Origin of the sequence: Sutterella sp., from assembly GCF_052272535.1 — a bacterium.
GTDB lineage: Bacteria > Pseudomonadota > Gammaproteobacteria > Burkholderiales > Burkholderiaceae_F > Sutterella.
On record NZ_DAVZJY010000026.1, the window covers coordinates 1 to 16,657 of the forward strand.

Genomic DNA, 16,657 nt, shown 5'->3' on the forward strand with positions numbered 1-16,657 from the left:
CTTCGTTTTTAATCCCCCGTCAATCCTCTCGGTTGGAACCATGACCAAGTACGTATTTGTCACCGGCGGCGTTGTGTCCTCTCTCGGCAAGGGCATCGCCGCCGCTTCGCTTGCGGCCATCCTTGAATCGCGCGGCCTCAAGGTCACGATGATCAAGCTCGATCCCTACATCAACGTGGACCCGGGCACGATGTCGCCCTTCCAGCACGGCGAAGTCTTCGTGACGGAGGATGGCGCCGAGACCGACCTCGACCTCGGCCACTACGAGCGCTTCATCTCGACGAAGATGCACAAGCCCAACAACTTCACGTCGGGCCAGATCTACGAGAGCGTGCTGCGCAAGGAGCGCCGCGGCGAATACCTCGGCAAGACCGTGCAGGTGATTCCGCACATCACCAACGAGATTCAGGAGTTCATCGCCCGCGGCGCGGCCTCCACCTGGGACGGCAAGCCCGACGTCTGCGTCGTTGAGATCGGCGGCACGGTGGGCGACATCGAGTCGCTTCCCTTCGTCGAAGCCGTGCGCCAGATGTCCTTCCGCGTCGGCCGCAACAACACCTGCTTCATCCACCTCACGCTCTGCCCGTGGATCGCCTCGGCGGGCGAACTCAAGACCAAGCCCACGCAGCACTCCGTGCAGCGCCTGCGCGAAGAAGGCGTCTATCCGGACATCCTCCTCTGCCGCGCCGAGCGCATGGTTCCCGAAGGCGAGCGCGCGAAGATCTCGCTCTTCGCCAACGTGCCGATGGACTGCGTGATCAGCGTCGCCGACGCCTCGACCATCTATGAAGTGCCGCTCATGCTCCATGCGCAGCACCTCGACGAGCTCGTCTGCAAGAAGCTCGGCCTCGAGACGAAGCCCGCCGACCTCTCGGCCTGGCAGAACATCGTCGATCGCCTCAAGAACCCGCAGCACACCGTGACGATCGGCATGGTGGGCAAGTACGTCGACTACGCCGACAGCTACAAGTCGCTCAACGAAGCGCTCACGCACGCGGGCATCCACACCCACACCAAGGTCGTCACGAAGTTCATCGACTCCACGAAGATCGAGGAGGAGGGGACGGCGCAGCTCGAAGGCCTCGACGGCATCCTCGTTCCGGGCGGCTTCGGCAAGCGCGGCACCGAGGGCATGATCAAGGCGATCGAATACGCCCGCGTCAACAAGATTCCGTTCCTCGGCATCTGCCTCGGCATGCAGTGCGCGGTGATCGAATTCGCGCGCCACGTCTGCGGGCTCGGCGGCGCCAACTCGACCGAACTCGATCCGGACACGCCGCACCCGGTCGTCGCACTCCTCACGGAGTGGAAGGACCGCTCGGGCCACGTGCAGCACCGCGACGAATCCTCCGACCTCGGCGGCACGATGCGTCTCGGCCGTCAGGAGGTTCCGGTCGCGCCCAACACGCTCGGCCACAAGATCTACGGCGACGTCGTCGCCGAACGTCACCGCCACCGCTACGAGGTGAACAACTCCTACGTCGCGCAGTTCGAGGAGAAGGGCATGGTGATCTCGGCGAAGACCCCGGGCGAGCACCTCCCCGAAATGATGGAGCTCCCGGATCATCCGTTCTTCTTCGCCGTTCAGTTCCATCCGGAATTCACGTCGAACCCGCGCTTTGGTCATCCGCTCTTCAAGGCCTACATCGAGGCGGCCGTGAAGCACCACGAGGCCGAAGAGGCCGACGCCTGATCGAACAGTCAACCTGACAGTCACCGGCCGGAGGCTTCACCACCCCCGGCCGGTTCATAAAGCAACCACCCCCGTTTCTGGAGGCTCGTCTTGCAGCTTTGTGGTTATGAGGTCGGCGCGCGCCGGCCGTTCTTCCTGATCGCCGGTCCCTGCGTCATCGAGGGCGAGGAGATGGCGATCGACATCGCCGGCCGGATGAAGGAGATCACCGGCGAACTCGGCATCCCCTACATCTTCAAGGCGAGCTACGACAAGGCGAACCGCACGTCCGGGAAGAGCTTCCGCGGACTCGGCATCGAGCGCGGGCTCGAGATTCTGCGCAAGGTCCGCGAGACCGTGGGCGTACCGGTCCTCACCGACGTGCACACGGCCGACGAGGTCCCCGAGGTCGCCGCCTCCGTGGACGTGCTCCAGACCCCGGCCTTCCTCTGCCGCCAGACCGACTTCATCCGCGCCTGCGCGCAGTCCGGGCGCCCGGTGAACATCAAGAAGGGCCAGTTCCTCGCCCCGGGCGACATGGTGAACGTGATCGACAAGGCGCGCGCCGCCGCCCTTGAGGCCGGGCTCGACCCGGACCGCTTCATGTGCTGCGAGCGCGGCGCGAGCTTCGGCTACGGCAACCTCGTCTCCGACATGCGCGGTCTCGCGATCATGCGCGCCACGGGCGCGCCCGTCGTGATGGACGCGACGCACTCCGTGCAGCTCCCCGGCGGCAACGGCACGAACTCGGGCGGCCAGCGCCAGTTCGTTCCGGTGCTCGCGCGCGCCGCGTGCGCCGTGGGCGTCGCGGGCTTCTTCATGGAGACGCACCCGGATCCGGCGCACGCCCTCTCGGACGGCCCCAACGCCGTGCCGCTCGAGCGCATGCGCGACCTTCTCTGCGAACTCGTCGAGATCGACCGCCTCGTAAAGGCGCGTCCGTACCTCGAAGAGGACTTCGTCTGATTTCTCCCCGGCGGATGCGGGAGGTGCGGCGGGTCTCTTCGAGCCGCCGCGGTCTGCGCCGCCATCAACCCAATAGAGGTTTCTAGCAATGAGCGCCATTATCGATGTGATCGGCCGCGAGGTTCTTGACAGCCGCGGCAACCCGACCGTTGAAGCCGAGGTGTGGCTCGAGAGCGGCTGCATCGCCACCGCCGCCGTGCCTTCGGGCGCCTCGACGGGCGTGCGTGAGGCGATCGAGCTGCGCGACGGCGACGCCGAACGCTACGGCGGCAAGGGCGTCCTCAAGGCCGCGGGCAACGTCTCGGGCGAGATCGCCGACGCCGTGATCGGGCTTGAAGCGTCCGATCAGGAGTTCATCGACCGCCTGATGATCGATCTCGACGGCACGGAGAACAAGAGCCGCCTCGGCGCCAACGCGATCCTCGCCGTCTCGATGGCGGTCGCGCGCGCGGCCGCTCAGGAAACGGGCCTGCCGCTCTACCGCTACTTCGGCGGCACGGGCGCCGTGACGCTCCCCGTCCCGATGATGAACGTCATCAACGGCGGCGCCCACGCGAACAACAACCTCGACCTGCAGGAGTTCATGATCGTCCCGGTCGGGGCCGAGAGCTTCCGCGAAGCGCTGCGCTGCGGCGCCGAGACCTTCCACGCCCTCAAGAAGATCGTCAACGGCCGCGGCCTCTCTACGGCCGTGGGCGACGAGGGTGGCTTCGCCCCGGTGATCGGCTCGCATGAAGAGGCCCTCAACCTCATCCTCGACGCCATCAGCGCCGCGGGGTACGAACCGGGCCGCGACGTCTGCCTCGCGCTCGACTGCGCCTCGTCGGAGTTCTTCGAGGACGGCCGCTACGTGATGAAGAAGTCCACGGGCGACGCGCTCACGCAGGAAGACTGGATCGGCGTCCTCGCCGACTGGTGCCGTCGCTATCCGATCATCTCGATCGAAGACGGCATGGCCGAGGGCGACTGGGAGGGCTGGGCGAAGCTCACCGCGGCGCTCGGCAACCAGGTGCAGCTCGTGGGCGACGACCTCTTCGTCACCAACCCGAAGATCCTGCGCGAGGGCATCGAGCGCGGCGTCGCGAACTCGATCCTCGTCAAGGTGAACCAGATCGGCACCCTGTCGGAGACCTTCGAGGCGGTGAACCTCGCGAAGTCGAACGCCTACACCGCCGTCATCTCGCACCGCTCGGGCGAGACGGAGGACAGCACGATCGCCGACATCGCCGTGGGCCTCAACGCCGGCCAGATCAAGACCGGCTCGATGAGCCGCTCGGACCGCATGGCGAAGTACAACCAGCTGCTGCGCATCGAGGAGCACCTCGAAGGCGTCGCCTACTACCCGGGCCGCCGCGCCTTCCGCGCGCTGCGCGGTTGATCCGGCTCCCGCAGGGGAGGATGAACCCGGGGCCCGCCTTGGTTTAAGCTTCCCCTCCGGGTCGAAGAACGGGCGTCCAGAGCAGAAGGAGCACGCTTCCTTCCGCGCCGGGCGCCCGTCTTCATTTCCGCCGCACTCCTTCCTCCCAGGCCTTCCGCATGGTCCGCTTCTTCATCCTCATCCTCATCGTCGGCCTCACTTTCGCGCAGTATCAGCTCTGGGCGGGACGCGCGAGCTGGCAGCGGCTCCATGAGCTCGAGGAGTCGCTGCGCGTGCAGAAGGCGGAGAACGAGCAGCTGCGGCGCACGAACGGAGAGCTCGAGGCCGAGTACGCCTCGCTCGTCTCCAACCAGGACGCGATCGAGGAGCGCGCGCGGCGCGACCTCAACATGATCCGCCCGAACGAAGTCCTCTTCCGGCTCGAAACGACCGAGGAGGCCGCGAAGAAGACCGATACGGTTGAGTCGATGCCCAACGTCGACGCCCCCGTGATCAAGGCGGGCGCGAAGCCCACGTTTGAAGCGAAGAAATCCGACCTCTACCACGCGCCCAAGAACCAGTGGGCGCCCAAGGCCCGCGACCGCCGCCAGTGATTCCGCAGGCGTCCGGACAAAAGAAGAGGCCGCCCGGGCGGCCAGGCGTCCGGACGGCCTTCTCTGCAGAGTGAAGTTCGAGCGTCAGGCTTGGTGCGGGCCTTCGGCGTGCGTGAAGAGCGCCTTCACGTCGAGCGCGTCGTAGTGCTTCGCGGCGCCGCAGAAGCGGCAGCGGATGTCGATGCCGCCCTGTTCCTTCACGACCTCCTCGGCCTCCTTTTCGCCGAGCGAGCGCACGATGTCGTCGAAGCGCGCGGGCGAGCACGAGCACGCGAACTTCGGGGCCGCCTCGAAGGTCACGAGGGGCGACTCCTCCCAGAAGAGGCGGCGGTTGATCTCTTCGGGGGCGAGCGTGAGGAGCTCCTCGCTCTTCACGGTGTCGGCGAACATGCGCACGCGCTTCCAGCCTTCGGGGTCGTAGTCCTTCGGGAGCCGGCCGCCTTCGTCCGGGAGCTTCTGCAGCAGGATGCCGCCCGCGGCGCGCTCGTCCGCGGCGAGCGCGAGCTTCGTCTCGACCTGCTCGGAGCGCTCGAAGTAGCCCTCGAGCGCCTCGGCGAAGGTCTTCCCCTCGAGCGGCACCACGCCCTGATAGGGCTGCTCCTCGGCCGGGCGGTTGGCGCGGTCGAGGATGAGCGCGGCGCGGCCGCGGCCGTTGACGTTGACGAGGGTCTTCAGGTCGGCGTTCGGGTCGATTTCGCCCGCGTCGGAGCGCAGCTCCACCATCACGCGGAAGGTGAACCCGGTGCGCACTTCGGCGAGTGCGCGGCGGATCGGGCCGTCGCCCTCAATCTGCAGCGCCACGGCGCCGTCGAACTGCAGGGCGCCGGCGATGAGGAGCGCCGCGCAGGCGAGTTCGCCCGCAAAGCGCCGAGCGGCGAGGGGCAGATTCTGGTTCTTCACGGCCCTCTCGAGCTCGTCGCCCAAGACGACGGTCTCGCCGCGCACGTTCGCGCGCTCAAAGAGGAGCTTCTGCAGTGCATCCATTTGAAAGTCTCCGGGTGGGTTGTTCTTCAGGAGCGCGATTCTAGCCGGCCGGGCGCCCGGTAAACTTCTCCTTCCGCAACCGATTGTATTTCTGAGGAACCTTTCCGCCATGGCCGTGGATCTGCACATGCATTCGAACTTCTCCGACGGCGCGCTTTCGCCCGAGGAACTGACGGCGGTCTGCGCGAAGAACGGCGTGACGCTCATGAGCCTCACGGACCACGACACGATGGCCGGGATTGAGCGCGCGGCGGCCGCAGCGCACGACTACCGCATTCCCTTCATCCCGGGGATCGAGATCTCCACCCTCTGGGGCGGCACGGGTATTCACGTCGTCGGGCTCGGCCTCAATCCGAAGAGCCCGGGCGTCGCGCGTTTTCTCGCCGACAACGCGGGCAAGCGCGAGCAGCGCGGCCGCATGATGGACGAGAACCTCGCGAAGGTCGGCATTCACGGCGCTCTTGAAGGCGCCTCGAAGTTCGCCGAACACCCCTCCTCGCTCTCGCGCACGCACTTCGCGCTCTGGCTCCTTGAGGCGGGGCACGTGAAGACCTACCAGGAGGCCTTCGACCGCTATCTGCGCCCCGGGCGCCCGGGCTACGCGAGGATCAAGTGGCCTTCGACCGTCGAGGCCGTGCGCTTCATCGTCTCCGAGGGCGGCACGGCCGTGCTCGCGCACCCCGGGCGCTACGAATTCCAGGAGGCCTGGATGTGCGGCGCGCTGCTCGAGGACTTCCAGAAGGCGGGCGGCGAGGCGATCGAGGTGACCTCGGGCTCACAGTCGCGCGCGACCGACATCATCTTCGCGCAGAAGGCGCGCGAGATGGGGTTCCTCGCGAGCACCGGCTCGGACTGGCATTCGCCGCGCTCGCCGCGGCCCGGCCCCGGCCTGCAGCCGCCGATTCCGCGGGACCTCACGCCCGTCTGGGCGAAGTTCGGGTATCCGGCCGACATGGGCTGACGGCGCCACTCCTCAGGCATGAGAAAGGCCGCCCGGCGCAGTGCGCCCGGACGGCCTTCGCGTCTGTGAGCCGCCCTCCCGGCCGGGCCGGGAGGATGAGGAGGCGCGAGCCTTAGAAGCGGTCGAGACCCTCTTCCTTCAGCTGATCCATCTCCTCGAGGTTCACCTTGCGGTTGCGTCGGCGCAGACGGAAGCCGCGGCGGCGGCGGGACTCTTCGGGCTCGAGGTCGATCGGTTCGCCGTGCGAGGGCGAGCGGGCGCCGAACTCGGGCACGTCGCCCGTGAGGAACTTGCCTTCATAGTCCTTGAGCGCCTTGGCGACGAGGCCCGAGAGCGCGAGGAGCGCGATCACGTTCGGGAGCACCATGATGCCGTTGAAGAAGTCGGCGAGCTCCCAGACGAGACCCACGTGGAGGAACGAGCCGAGCATGAGGAAGCAGAGCACGAGCACGCGGTAGCTCGGCACCCAGCGCAGGCCGAAGAGGTACTTGACGTTCTGTTCGCCGAAGAAGTACCAGCCGATGATCGTCGTGAGGGCGAAGAAGAAGAGGCACAGGGCGACGAAGCCCGGGCCGATGGCGCCGAGACCCGACGTGAAGGCCTTCTGCGTGAGGGCGATGCCGGTGGTCGAACCGTCGACCGAACCCGTCACGAGGATCACGAGGGCCGTGAGGTTGAGCACGATGAAGGTGTCGAAAAAGAGGCCGACGTAGGCGACGAGACCCTGCTGGCAGGGGTGCTCGACGTTGGCGAGCGCGTGGGCGTGCGGCGTCGAGCCCATGCCCGCTTCATTGGAGAAGAGCCCGCGGGCGACGCCGTAGCGGATCGCCTCCTTGATGCTCGCGCCGATGATGCCGCCCGTCGCGGCGCTCGGGTCGAAGGCGCCCACGAAGATCGACTTGAAGGCCGGCAGGATCATGTCCCAGTTGGCGAAGATGATCGTGAAGGAGCCGACGGCGTAGATGAGCGCCATGAAGGGGACCATCTTCTCGGCGAAGCTCGCGATGCGGCGCACGCCGCCGATGAAGATGAAGCCGGCGATCATGAAGACGAAGATGCCGGTGGCCCACTGCGGAACGTCGAAGGCCGTGTAGATCGAGTCGGCGATGGAGTTGGCCTGCACCATGTTGCCGATGAAGCCGAGCGCGATGATGATCGTGAAGGCGAAGAAGGCCGCGAGGGGCTTGTTCTTCAAGCCGCGGCTGATGTAGAAGGCCGGGCCGCCCATGATCTGGCCGTGCGCGTCGCGGGTGCGGTAGAGCTGGCTGAGAACGGCCTCCGCGAAGATCGTCGCCATGCCGAAGAAGGCGGCGAGCCACATCCAGAAGACGGCGCCCGGGCCGCCCATCGCGATCGCGGTGGCGACGCCGGCGAGGTTGCCGGTGCCCACCTGCGCAGAGATCGCAGTGGCGAGCGACTGGAACGAGGACATGCCGTTCTTGCCCGCGTGGCTGCCGAAGAGCGTGAAGCCGCCGAAGACCTGTCGGAAGGCGTCGCCGAAGCGGCGGATCTGGATGAAGCGCAGTTTGATGGTGAGGTAGATGCCCGTGCCGACGAGAAGCGGTATCAGGCAGTACATGCCCCAGAGCAGGCTGTTAACACTCTGGACAAGTTGAGTCAGGGCGTCCATTTCCATGGAACGAATCCTCCGTTTGTAGTTTTTACGTGCGTATGTCGGCTCCGCCTCAAAAAAGCGAAGAACGCCCTGGAGGAGGTCTCCGGACGCTTCGGCGGGCCTGCTTCTTCTAATAAATTGAGCAGTGTTCCGGCCCTCGCGTCGCGAGACGATCTGATGTGTGCAAAAGGAACATCAGATGTGCAAGACCGGAACGCAATTCTATAGGAGGAGTAAAAAATTTTTGAGAAAGGGCAGTCCCGCCTATTGGCTACGATGATCTGCCTAATCTCCTGATTTTGAAGGAAAAGACGAAATCAATCCGGGAGCGTCGGCGCACCGGCTGCGGTGCGTCGTCGAGACGGGACGAAGAGGCGTCCGCCTCACGGCGCGCAGTGCACGAGGGACCGCTATCATGACGGGTTTGAGCAACCACCTCCACCCAACCGGTTCTTCCGCCATGGCTCCCCGCATCATCCGCATTCTCATCTGGGTCGCGCTCATCGCCTGCGGCTTCTGGATTCTCAACGCCGTCGTGAGCATGATCTGGTTCGCGCTGCGCTGATCCTGCGCCTTCTTTCGGGGAGCCTTCGGGGAGCCCCGGGCTTCGGGGAGCCCCGGGCCTCAGGCGCTGCCGGGCTCCGTCCGCCGGGAGGGCGGAATCCTTTTCCTCGGGCTTCGGCGGCCACGCTTCGGGCACGAGCACCTTGACGCCCGACTCCCGGAGCTTCTTCGCGGCCTTCGTGAGGAGGCGGTCGCGCGTGAAGAGAATCGACGCGCCCGCGGCCCGCGTGAGCGCGAGGAACTTCTGATCCTCCGGGTCGCGGCAGCGCACGCATCGGGCTTCGAGCTCCCCGGCCGCTGCGGCGAGCGCCTCGGGCGTACACCAGCGCGCGCCCGCAGTTGCTCTTTCGAGCACGGCGAGGACGTCGCCATCCTGCGCCCCGAAGGCCGGGCGCGAGAGGACGCCCGCCAATTCCATCAGCGAATCCTCCGAGAGCGCCGCGACGAGGTCGCCCTCGCGGAGCGCCCGCTCGAGGGGCGCCGCCTTGGGGTCGCGCCAGTGGAGGCACTCCATCCAGACGTGCGTGTCGAGCACGACCGCCGCCCGCCCGTCGTTGGAGGGGGCGGTGCGCGCGAGCCCTTCGCGGGCGAGGCGCTTCACGGCGGCGTGGAGAGCGGCGGGAAACATGAGCGGGCGGGATCCAAATGAAAGAAAAGCGGGGCGCGCTTCCAGGGAAGGAAACTGCGTCCCGCCTCTCGTGCCGGGAGCTGCTGGAAGTTACTTCAGCAGCGCGGCGACGTGGTCGCGTTCGGCCTCAAGCTCGGCGATCGACTTCGCCATCTTTGCGCGGATGAAGTCGGAGAGCTCGAGCCCCTCGACGATCTTCCAGCGGCCGTTTTCGGTCGTGCAGGGGAAGCCGAAGACGAGGCCTTCGGGAACGCCGTAGGAGCCGTCGGACGGCACGCCCATCGTCACCCAACGGCCGTTGGAGCCGAGGGTCCAGTCGCGGATGTGGTCCACCGCAGCCGAGGCGGCCGAAGCCGCGGAGCTCGCACCACGCGCCTCGATAATCGCCGAGCCGCGCTTCGCGACGGTCGGGATGAGCGTCTCTTCGTACCAGGCGCGGTCGATGCCTTCGAGGGCGGGACGGCCCTTGAGGAGCGCGTGCTCGAGGTCCGGAACCATCGCGGGCGAGTGGTTGCCCCAGACGGCGGCGTGCGTGACGTCGTTCACCGAGGTGCCGGTCTTGCCGGCGAGCTGCGCCATCAGGCGGTTCTGGTCGAGGCGCAGCATCGAGCTGAAGCACTCGGGCGAGAGCGACGGAGCGCTCTTCATCGCGATCCAGGCGTTCGTGTTGCAGGGATTGCCGACGACGATCACCTTGACGTCGCGCTTGGCGGCGACGTCGAGCGCACGGCCCTGTTCAACGAAGATCGCGGCGTTGGCGTTCAGAAGGTCGGCGCGCTCCATGCCCTTGGAACGGGGACGGGCGCCCACGAGCATCGCGACGTCGGCGTCGCGGAACGCAACCGTCGGGTCGGCCGAGTTGACGACGTCGGCGAGCAGCGGGAAGGCGCAGTCGTCAAGCTCCATCATCACGCCCTTCACGGCCTTCTGGCTCTCGGGGTTCGCGCGCTCGAGGAGCTGCAGAATGACGGGCTGATCCGGCCCGAACATGTCGCCTGCGGCGATGCGGAAGAGAAGAGAGTAGCCGATGTGGCCGGCGGGGCCGGTCACTGCAACGCGGATGGGTGTCTTCATTAGGATCTTCTTAAAGTAGTCGCTTCAGGAGGCGTCCGCCTCCGTGAAATTGCCCGGAATTCTAGCAAAGCGCTCCTCTTGTGAACATTCCCGCCGCACGCATTGGGTGCGGCGGATAGCGCGCTTCGAATTCCCGGCATAGTCCCGGCGTTCTAACCCGATGGAACTACCTTTCGGCGGGGAAAACATTTTGTTTCCGATTGACGAGGTCAGGTATTGATTGATCGACGTCGAACGATTTTTACTTTGCTATCGTGACCGTCAGATTATTCATCGCCGCTCCGGGCGGCTGAACAAAAACGGAGAACAACATGGAACGCAACGCCTTTCTTCGCATTGCCCAGGACCGCTACACCACGAAGCACTACAACGGCCGCGTGATCCCGCGCGAGCAATTCGAGACGCTCATGGAGATCCTGCGCCTCGCGCCCACTTCGGTGAACGCTCAAGCCTGGCACTTCTTCACGGCCCACACCCAGGAGGCCCGCGAGAAGCTCCTGCCGGCCTTCCCGGAATTCAACCACGCCCGCATCTCCCGCGCGAGCGACGTCGTGGTCTTCACGGTCCCGACGAAGCTCACGGACGCGCACTTCGAGCGCGTGCTTGAGAAGGAGGCCGCCGACGGGCGCTTCCCGAACGACGAGATCCGCAAGCAGCAGGATCAGGGCCGCCGCTACTTCGCCGGCCTTCACATGAAGAACGAGAAGGACCTCGTCGCCTGGGAGACGCACCAGGCCTACATCGGCCTCGGCACGGTGGTCTACGCCGCGGCGGGCATGGGCATCGATTCGACCTGCCTCGAGGGCCTCGACTACGCGAAGATGGACGAAATCCTCGGCCTCAAGGGAAAGGGCCTTACGACCGCGGTCGTGGTGAGCTTCGGCTACCGCGCCCCCAACGACGGCAACGCCTCGCGTCCGAAGTCCCGCCTCAGGACGGAGGAGCTCTTCACGTCGCTTGACTAAAGCCTCCCTCCCGCCCCTGGCGGGTGAGAAAGGGCCGCCCGGTGCGGTCGGAGCGCTCAGTCGCCCGTCCGTCTCTGCGGCCCTTTGTCTTTCTGTGCCACTGCGGAAAACGGGCGCGGCCGCTAGGATGGGTGGAAAGGCCCGTTTCTCTTCCGAAGGAGTCCCCTCATGAATCCCATCCTTGAAGCCGCCCGCAGGCGCTACACCGCGAAGCACTACGACGCGAAGAAGCCCTTGACCGACGAAGAGCTTCACGATCTTCTCGAAATCCTGCGCCTCGCGCCCTCGTCGCTGAACATCCAGCCCTGGCACTTCTACGTCGCCCGGACGCCCGAAGCCCGCGCGCGGCTCATGCCCGCGGTGAAGGACTTCAACCTCGAGCGCGTGAGGGAGGCGCCGGTGATCATCGTCTTCGCCGTCGAGCGCGACCTCGCCGCGCGGTTGGACGAGATCAACGCGCAGGAGACGAAGGACGGGCGCTTCGACGCCGCCGCCGTCGCCTCCGGATTCGACAAGGTCGTGAAGGAGGTGCGCAAGGGCGGCGTGGCCGCCTACTGCGCGGGTCCGGACAAGGGCGCGGTGTGGGCGGCCGAGCAGGCGCACATCGCGCTGGGGTTCCTCCTTCTCGCGGCGGGCGCCATGGGCGTGGACGCCACGACCCTTGGAGGCATGTGGTTCGACAAATTGGACGAGATCCTCGAACTGCCCGCCGCAGGCCGTCACGCCGTGATGGCCTGCGCCCTCGGGCACCGGGCTCTTGACGACTCGAACGCCGTGCGCCCGAAGTCGCGCCTTCCCTTCGAGGAGGTCGTCACCTTCCTCTGACGCGTCTGCGCCTCCTGCACGCCTTCAACCCCTCCGGGGCCGCGGGCGGGCGTGGAAGCGCTCCGCCCCGGGTTGCTAAACTCTCCGCCCGACCCTTCCGCCACCCGACTTCCTCTTCCGCTCCATGACCCACACGACCTCCATTCAACGCGCGGCCGCCGCGCTCGCCTGCGGTCTTCTTCTCGTCTGCGGGTCCGCCGCGTGCGCCGCGGAGGACGCCCTCGACGTGAAGGCGGCCGAGGCGGAGAAGTACCTCGCCGACACGTCGTTCTATGAGCGCTGGAGCGCCGCGGGCGCGATCGATTCGCCCGCGACCGCCTCGAAGGTGAAGAACGCGGCCGAAAAGGAGCTCGAGCGCATCGGGCGCGCGATGAAGGACGTCCAGCAGGTCTGCGTGCGGCGCTTCTTCGTCAACAAGTGCGAAGACGACGCGCGCCGCATCTCCTTTGAGCGGCAGCGCGAGATCCGCCGCGTGATCGTCGCGGCCGACGAGGTGATCCGCGCCGATCGCGTGCGGCGCACCGAGGAGCGCCGTGCGAAGAACGCCGCCCAAGAGCGCGCCGAGCCCGTGCGGATCGCCCCGAAGGCGGTGAAGACCGACCGGTCCGATCCCGTGAAGCTCGCGCCGAAGAGGCCCGGCGACTCGCCGCTGCCGCAGGTGATGCCGCCCGCGAAGGTGCTCGAACCCTCGGCGCCCGCGGGCATCAAGCCCGCGGAGGTGAAGCCCGCGGCCGCGCCCGACCTGATCCCGGGCTCCAAGACCGGTGTTTCGCCCGACGCCGGCCGCAGTGCGCTCGAAAAGGCGAACGAAGACTGGTACGCGCAGAAGCAGCAGGACGCCGCCCGCCGCGCGAAGGCTGCTGAAGAGCGCGCCGAAAAGCGCCGGCTCGACCGCGAGGCGAAGCAGAAGAACTTTGAGAAGAGCCTCGAGGAGCGTAGCGCCGCGCAGCAGCGCTACGAGGAGCGGCAGCAGAACCGCGAAAGCGGCCTCGCGAAGTACTTCTGAGGAAGCGCCGATGCGCCGTCATCCCGAGCTTTTCGACGCTTCGCGCCCCCTCGCGGAGCGCGTCGCCGCCGCCTTCGCCGCGGACGGTCCCCTGGCGCGCGCGACGCCGGGCTTCCGCCCGCGCCCCGGGCAGACCGACTTCGCGCTCGCGGTGGCCGAGGCCGTGGTGACCCACGGGACGCTTCTCGCCGAAGCGGGCACCGGCACGGGCAAGAGCTTCGCCTACCTCATTCCGGCGATCCTCTCGGGGTCGGTCGTGGTGATCTCGACCGCAGGAAAGCCCCTGCAGGACCAGCTCTTTGAAAAGGACATTCCAGCGCTCTGCGCCGCCCTCGGCGTCAACGTCCCCGCGGCGGTCCTGAAGGGGCGCGCGAACTACGTCTGCCTCTTGCGCCTCGAGCGCACGGAGGAGGAGGGGATGCTGCCGCAACGCGACAGCTACCGAAAGCTCCGTGAAATCAAGCGCTTCGCCTCCGTCTCGGCGACGGGCGACCGGGCGGAGCTCCCGACCGTCCCGGAGGACGATCCCCTCTGGCCCCTCGTGACGAGCACGCGCGAAAACTGCCTCGGCAAGGACAAGTGCCCGCACTGGCAGGAGTGCTTCGTGCGCGCCGCACGCGAAAAGGCGATGCAGAGCCAGATCGTTGTCGTCAACCACCACCTCTACCTCTCCTCGCTCGCGCTCAAGAACGCCGCGGGCGGACAGATCGACGGCATGCTCCCGCAGGCGAACCTCACGGTCTTCGACGAGGCGCATCAGCTCCCCGCCATCGCGACCGACTTCTTCGGGACGTTCTTCAGCACCTGGCAGATCGACCAGATCAGCACCGAGGCGCGCTACCTCGGCATGAACCATGCCCGCGACGGCGCGGACTGGGACAAGCTCTCGCACGCCGCCTTCAAGGCGATCGCGGACTTCCGGATCGCCGCGCAGACGCTCGGCCTCAAGGAGGGCGACCGCCGGGCGGTGAAGACGATCGAGGGGTTCCACACCCTCGCCGAACCCTTCGGCGTGATGCTCCAGGCCTTCGGCGGCGTCGTGCGGGCGCTCGAAGCCAACAAGGGCCGCAACGACGAGTTGGACGCCCTGCTCGTCTACGCCGGGGAGGTGGACCGCGAAATGGCCGGCTGGGAGTCGATCTTCCGGCAGCTCAGAAAGGAGGCCGAAGGCGGGGAGGCCGAGGACGCCGAAGCGGGCGCGGCGGCCGAGAAGCTCGAAGCGTCTGCAGCGTCCGAAAAGCCTGAAAAGCCCGGCGTCGCCCCGATCGACGACTTCGCCCTGCGTCGGCAGGGCGGGAGCGTGCAGTGGGTGTCAGTGTCCGCTTCGGGGCTTCGCTTCAACAACACGCCCCTCTCCTTCGCGAAGGAGTTCAGCGAGATGCGCGGCGCCGAAGGCGGCGCCTGGGTCTTCACGTCGGCGACGCTCTCCGCGGCCGGCGACTTCTCGCACTTCTGCGCCGAGACGGGGATTGCGGACCCGAAGGCCCTTACCTGGGAGAGTCCCTTCAACTACTGGGAGCAGGGGTGCTTCTACCTTCCGAAGCTCCCCGCGCCCGTCAACACGCTCGAGCACGCCTCGCGCGTCGTCGAGGCCGCCTGGCCTCTCGTCGAGGCTGCGGGCGGGCGGACGTTCTTCCTCTGCACGTCCCTCGCCGCCGTGGCGCGGGTCGCCGAAGAGCTCGAGGTGAAGCTCGACTACGCCGGGCGCCCGTATCCGCTTCTCGTGCAGGGGCAGATGCCCAAGGCCGCGCTCATCAGCGAATTCCGCCGGCACGGCAACGCCATCCTCGTCGGTTCAATGAGCTTCTGGGAGGGCGTGGACGTGCGCGGCGACGCGCTCTCGCTCGTCGTGATCGACAAGCTGCCCTTCTCGCCCCCGGACGAGCCCGTCTATGCGGCGCGCTCCGAGGCGATCCGCCGTCGGGGCGGCAACCCCTTTGCGCTGCAGGCGCTCCCTGAGGCGATCATCTCGCTCAAGCAGGGTGCGGGGCGCCTCATCCGCTCGGAAACCGACCGCGGCGTCTTCATGCTCTGCGACGCGCGCGTCGCGGAGAAGTCCTACGGCCGCAAGGTGATGCAGAGCCTGCCGGACTTCTACCGCACGCGCAGCCTCGAGAAGGCCCGGCAGTTCTTCCTCGACCCGAAGGCCTGGCACGAAGCGCTCTACGTGAAGCCCTAGCGCCTCAGGCGCGCTCGAACACCCCGACCACCTCGAGGTGCATCGCGCCGGGGAACATGTCCACCGGCGTCACCGAACGCAGCGTCATGCCCCGAGCGCAGAGCACCCGCGCGTCGCGCGCGAAGCTCTTCGGATTGCAGGAGACGTAGGCGAGGCGCCTCGCGCCCGAGGCCGCGAGAAGCTGCGCCAGCGACTCCGCCGCTCCGCCCGCGAGTCCCTGGTACGCGGGGTCCGCGATCACGACGGTGGGCCGCCAGCCGTCGGGCAGGCCCGACGCGAGGAGCTTCTCCACGGGGGCGGCGGTGAAGCGGGCGTTTTCGAGGCCGTTCACGCGGGCGTTTTCGCGCGCGCAGGCGATCGACGCCTCGACCCGCTCGACGCCGAAGGCTTCGCGGGCGCGCCGCGCCGCGAGAAGCGTGAGGGTGCCCACGCCGCAGTAGAGGTCGAGCACGCGGTCCTCCGGGGCGACTTCCAGTGCGTCGAGCGCCGTCCGGTAGAGGACGGGCGTCTGCGGGGTGTTCACCTGGAGAAAGGTCTGCGCGCCCACTTCGAAGGAGAGGCCCATCCAGTCCGCGCGGATCGTCGCGCGCCCGTCGACGACGCGCGTTGCGTCCGGCGCAAAGGAGAGCACGGCGCTCCCCGGAGCCTCGTGGAGGTTGATGAGAAGCGAGGTGAGGTCGTGGGGGCGGAGCGCCGCGCGCACGCGCTCGAAGAGCGCCTCCGCGGCCCGGGGATCTGCGGGAAGCCGGCGCATCACGAGCGCGGCGAGGCGCTCGCCCGTGCCGGGCGCCTCACGCAGCAGCAGCGCCCGGAGCGCTCCCGCGTCGTCCGCTTCGCGCCAGGGTGAGAGGTCGGCGTCGAGGAGCAGCGGCGCCAAGCTGCGCGCGGCCTCACCCATCCAGACGGGCGTCTGGGGGCAGGATTCGGCGGCGACGAGCTCCTGACTTCTTGCACGGTAGTAGCCGAAGTGCGGTTCGCCCCCGATGAGGCCGGGGTAGAGGACCGCCTTGTTGCGCCAGCCCGTGCGCCGATCCCCGGGGTGTCCGATGGGGGCGCGGACGAGCGTCGCCGGGAAGCCCGCTTCGACGAGGGGCTTCACGACGAGCGTCTGGGTCTTGAGGGCGAGCTCGCGCGCGTAGGCGAGCCGCCCCGCGGGACAGCCGCCGCACTCGCCCGCGAGCGGGCAGCGCGCGGGGTCGAGGTCGGGCGAAGGTTCGAGCTCCGTGAAGCCTGCGGCGAGCCCGCGC

14 protein-coding genes are annotated in these 16,657 nt (G+C 67.6%); 9 read left to right on the top strand and 5 right to left on the bottom strand.

The annotated features are described in order from the left end of the window. Positions 1-40 precede the first annotated feature (40 nt). From ACT6Y9_RS02780 to ACT6Y9_RS02795, 4 genes are all read left to right on the top strand, one after another. Positions 41-1,693, top strand: a complete 1,653-nt coding sequence (locus ACT6Y9_RS02780; protein ID WP_295480501.1) for a CTP synthase — start codon at positions 41-43, stop codon at positions 1,691-1,693. A 90-nt stretch (positions 1,694-1,783) separates the two neighbouring features. Then, positions 1,784-2,638 carry a 3-deoxy-8-phosphooctulonate synthase gene (kdsA, locus tag ACT6Y9_RS02785; RefSeq protein ID WP_443743432.1) on the top strand — a complete coding sequence of 285 codons (855 nt, stop codon included), beginning with the start codon at positions 1,784-1,786 and terminating at the stop codon, positions 2,636-2,638. A gap of 88 nt (positions 2,639-2,726) precedes the next feature. After that, complete coding sequence (gene eno, locus ACT6Y9_RS02790) at positions 2,727-4,016, top strand: phosphopyruvate hydratase (RefSeq protein ID WP_295480497.1); 1,290 nt, start codon at positions 2,727-2,729, stop codon at positions 4,014-4,016. Positions 4,017-4,174: 158 nt separating this feature from the next. Continuing rightward, the gene (locus tag ACT6Y9_RS02795) at positions 4,175-4,609 is read left to right on the top strand and encodes an FtsB family cell division protein (RefSeq protein WP_295480495.1); all 435 of its coding nucleotides are present in this window, start codon (positions 4,175-4,177) and stop codon (positions 4,607-4,609) included. A gap of 84 nt (positions 4,610-4,693) precedes the next feature. On the opposite strand, the gene hslO is transcribed toward ACT6Y9_RS02795, so the two are convergent. After that, entirely contained in the window at positions 4,694-5,593 is a 900-nt protein-coding gene (gene hslO, locus ACT6Y9_RS02800; RefSeq protein ID WP_443743433.1) for an Hsp33 family molecular chaperone HslO, read from the bottom strand. Positions 5,594-5,702: 109 nt separating this feature from the next. Between hslO and ACT6Y9_RS02805 the strand changes: the two genes are divergently transcribed. Continuing rightward, positions 5,703-6,554: a PHP domain-containing protein gene (locus tag ACT6Y9_RS02805; protein ID WP_443743434.1), complete on the top strand. Its 852-nt coding sequence runs from the start codon at positions 5,703-5,705 to the stop codon at positions 6,552-6,554. 112 nt (positions 6,555-6,666) lie between these two features. Here the strand turns inward: ACT6Y9_RS02805 and ACT6Y9_RS02810 are convergent, their stop codons facing one another. The 3 genes from ACT6Y9_RS02810 to ACT6Y9_RS02820 all read right to left on the bottom strand — a co-directional run bounded on the left by ACT6Y9_RS02810 (position 6,667) and on the right by ACT6Y9_RS02820 (position 10,435). Next, positions 6,667-8,190 carry an alanine/glycine:cation symporter family protein gene (locus ACT6Y9_RS02810; RefSeq protein WP_443743435.1) on the bottom strand — a complete coding sequence of 508 codons (1,524 nt, stop codon included), beginning with the start codon at positions 8,188-8,190 and terminating at the stop codon, positions 6,667-6,669. 250 nt (positions 8,191-8,440) lie between these two features. Next, positions 8,441-9,361, bottom strand: coding sequence for a PIN domain-containing protein (locus ACT6Y9_RS02815; RefSeq protein ID WP_443743436.1), 921 nt, complete (start codon positions 9,359-9,361; stop codon positions 8,441-8,443). Positions 9,362-9,451: 90 nt separating this feature from the next. After that, positions 9,452-10,435, bottom strand: coding sequence for a malate dehydrogenase (locus tag ACT6Y9_RS02820; protein ID WP_443743437.1), 984 nt, complete (start codon positions 10,433-10,435; stop codon positions 9,452-9,454). A 311-nt stretch (positions 10,436-10,746) separates the two neighbouring features. On the opposite strand from ACT6Y9_RS02820, the gene ACT6Y9_RS02825 reads away from it, so the two are divergent. From ACT6Y9_RS02825 to ACT6Y9_RS02840, 4 genes are all read left to right on the top strand, one after another. Continuing rightward, positions 10,747-11,400, top strand: coding sequence for a nitroreductase family protein (locus ACT6Y9_RS02825; protein ID WP_443743438.1), 654 nt, complete (start codon positions 10,747-10,749; stop codon positions 11,398-11,400). A gap of 168 nt (positions 11,401-11,568) precedes the next feature. Further along, positions 11,569-12,225: a nitroreductase family protein gene (locus tag ACT6Y9_RS02830; protein WP_443743439.1), complete on the top strand. Its 657-nt coding sequence runs from the start codon at positions 11,569-11,571 to the stop codon at positions 12,223-12,225. A 124-nt stretch (positions 12,226-12,349) separates the two neighbouring features. After that, the gene (locus ACT6Y9_RS02835) at positions 12,350-13,231 is read left to right on the top strand and encodes a hypothetical protein (protein ID WP_443743440.1); all 882 of its coding nucleotides are present in this window, start codon (positions 12,350-12,352) and stop codon (positions 13,229-13,231) included. Between the two features lie 10 nt (positions 13,232-13,241). After that, positions 13,242-15,410 (top strand): ATP-dependent DNA helicase, encoded by a 2,169-nt coding sequence (locus ACT6Y9_RS02840; protein ID WP_443743441.1) that lies wholly within the window; start codon positions 13,242-13,244, stop codon positions 15,408-15,410. A gap of 4 nt (positions 15,411-15,414) precedes the next feature. Here ACT6Y9_RS02840 and rlmD read toward each other — a convergent pair. Then, positions 15,415-16,657 (bottom strand): 23S rRNA (uracil(1939)-C(5))-methyltransferase RlmD (gene rlmD, locus ACT6Y9_RS02845; protein WP_443743442.1); only part of this gene is annotated, 1,243 nt, incomplete at its 5' end.

Bases quoted from the DNA above. Each gene is read 5' to 3' on its own strand.
- ACT6Y9_RS02820 (WP_443743437.1), bottom strand. From the start codon at position 10,435: ATGAAGACACCCATCCGCGTTGCAGTGACCGGCCCCGCCGGCCACATC.
- ACT6Y9_RS02840 (WP_443743441.1), top strand. From the start codon at position 13,242: ATGCGCCGTCATCCCGAGCTTTTCGACGCTTCGCGCCCCCTCGCGGAG.
- ACT6Y9_RS02805 (WP_443743434.1), top strand. From the start codon at position 5,703: ATGGCCGTGGATCTGCACATGCATTCGAACTTCTCCGACGGCGCGCTT.
- ACT6Y9_RS02835 (WP_443743440.1), top strand. From the start codon at position 12,350: ATGACCCACACGACCTCCATTCAACGCGCGGCCGCCGCGCTCGCCTGC.
- ACT6Y9_RS02815 (WP_443743436.1), bottom strand. From the start codon at position 9,361: ATGTTTCCCGCCGCTCTCCACGCCGCCGTGAAGCGCCTCGCCCGCGAA.
- ACT6Y9_RS02830 (WP_443743439.1), top strand. From the start codon at position 11,569: ATGAATCCCATCCTTGAAGCCGCCCGCAGGCGCTACACCGCGAAGCAC.
- ACT6Y9_RS02780 (WP_295480501.1), top strand. From the start codon at position 41: ATGACCAAGTACGTATTTGTCACCGGCGGCGTTGTGTCCTCTCTCGGC.
- eno (WP_295480497.1), top strand. From the start codon at position 2,727: ATGAGCGCCATTATCGATGTGATCGGCCGCGAGGTTCTTGACAGCCGC.
- ACT6Y9_RS02810 (WP_443743435.1), bottom strand. From the start codon at position 8,190: ATGGAAATGGACGCCCTGACTCAACTTGTCCAGAGTGTTAACAGCCTG.
- ACT6Y9_RS02795 (WP_295480495.1), top strand. From the start codon at position 4,175: ATGGTCCGCTTCTTCATCCTCATCCTCATCGTCGGCCTCACTTTCGCG.
- ACT6Y9_RS02825 (WP_443743438.1), top strand. From the start codon at position 10,747: ATGGAACGCAACGCCTTTCTTCGCATTGCCCAGGACCGCTACACCACG.
- hslO (WP_443743433.1), bottom strand. From the start codon at position 5,593: ATGGATGCACTGCAGAAGCTCCTCTTTGAGCGCGCGAACGTGCGCGGC.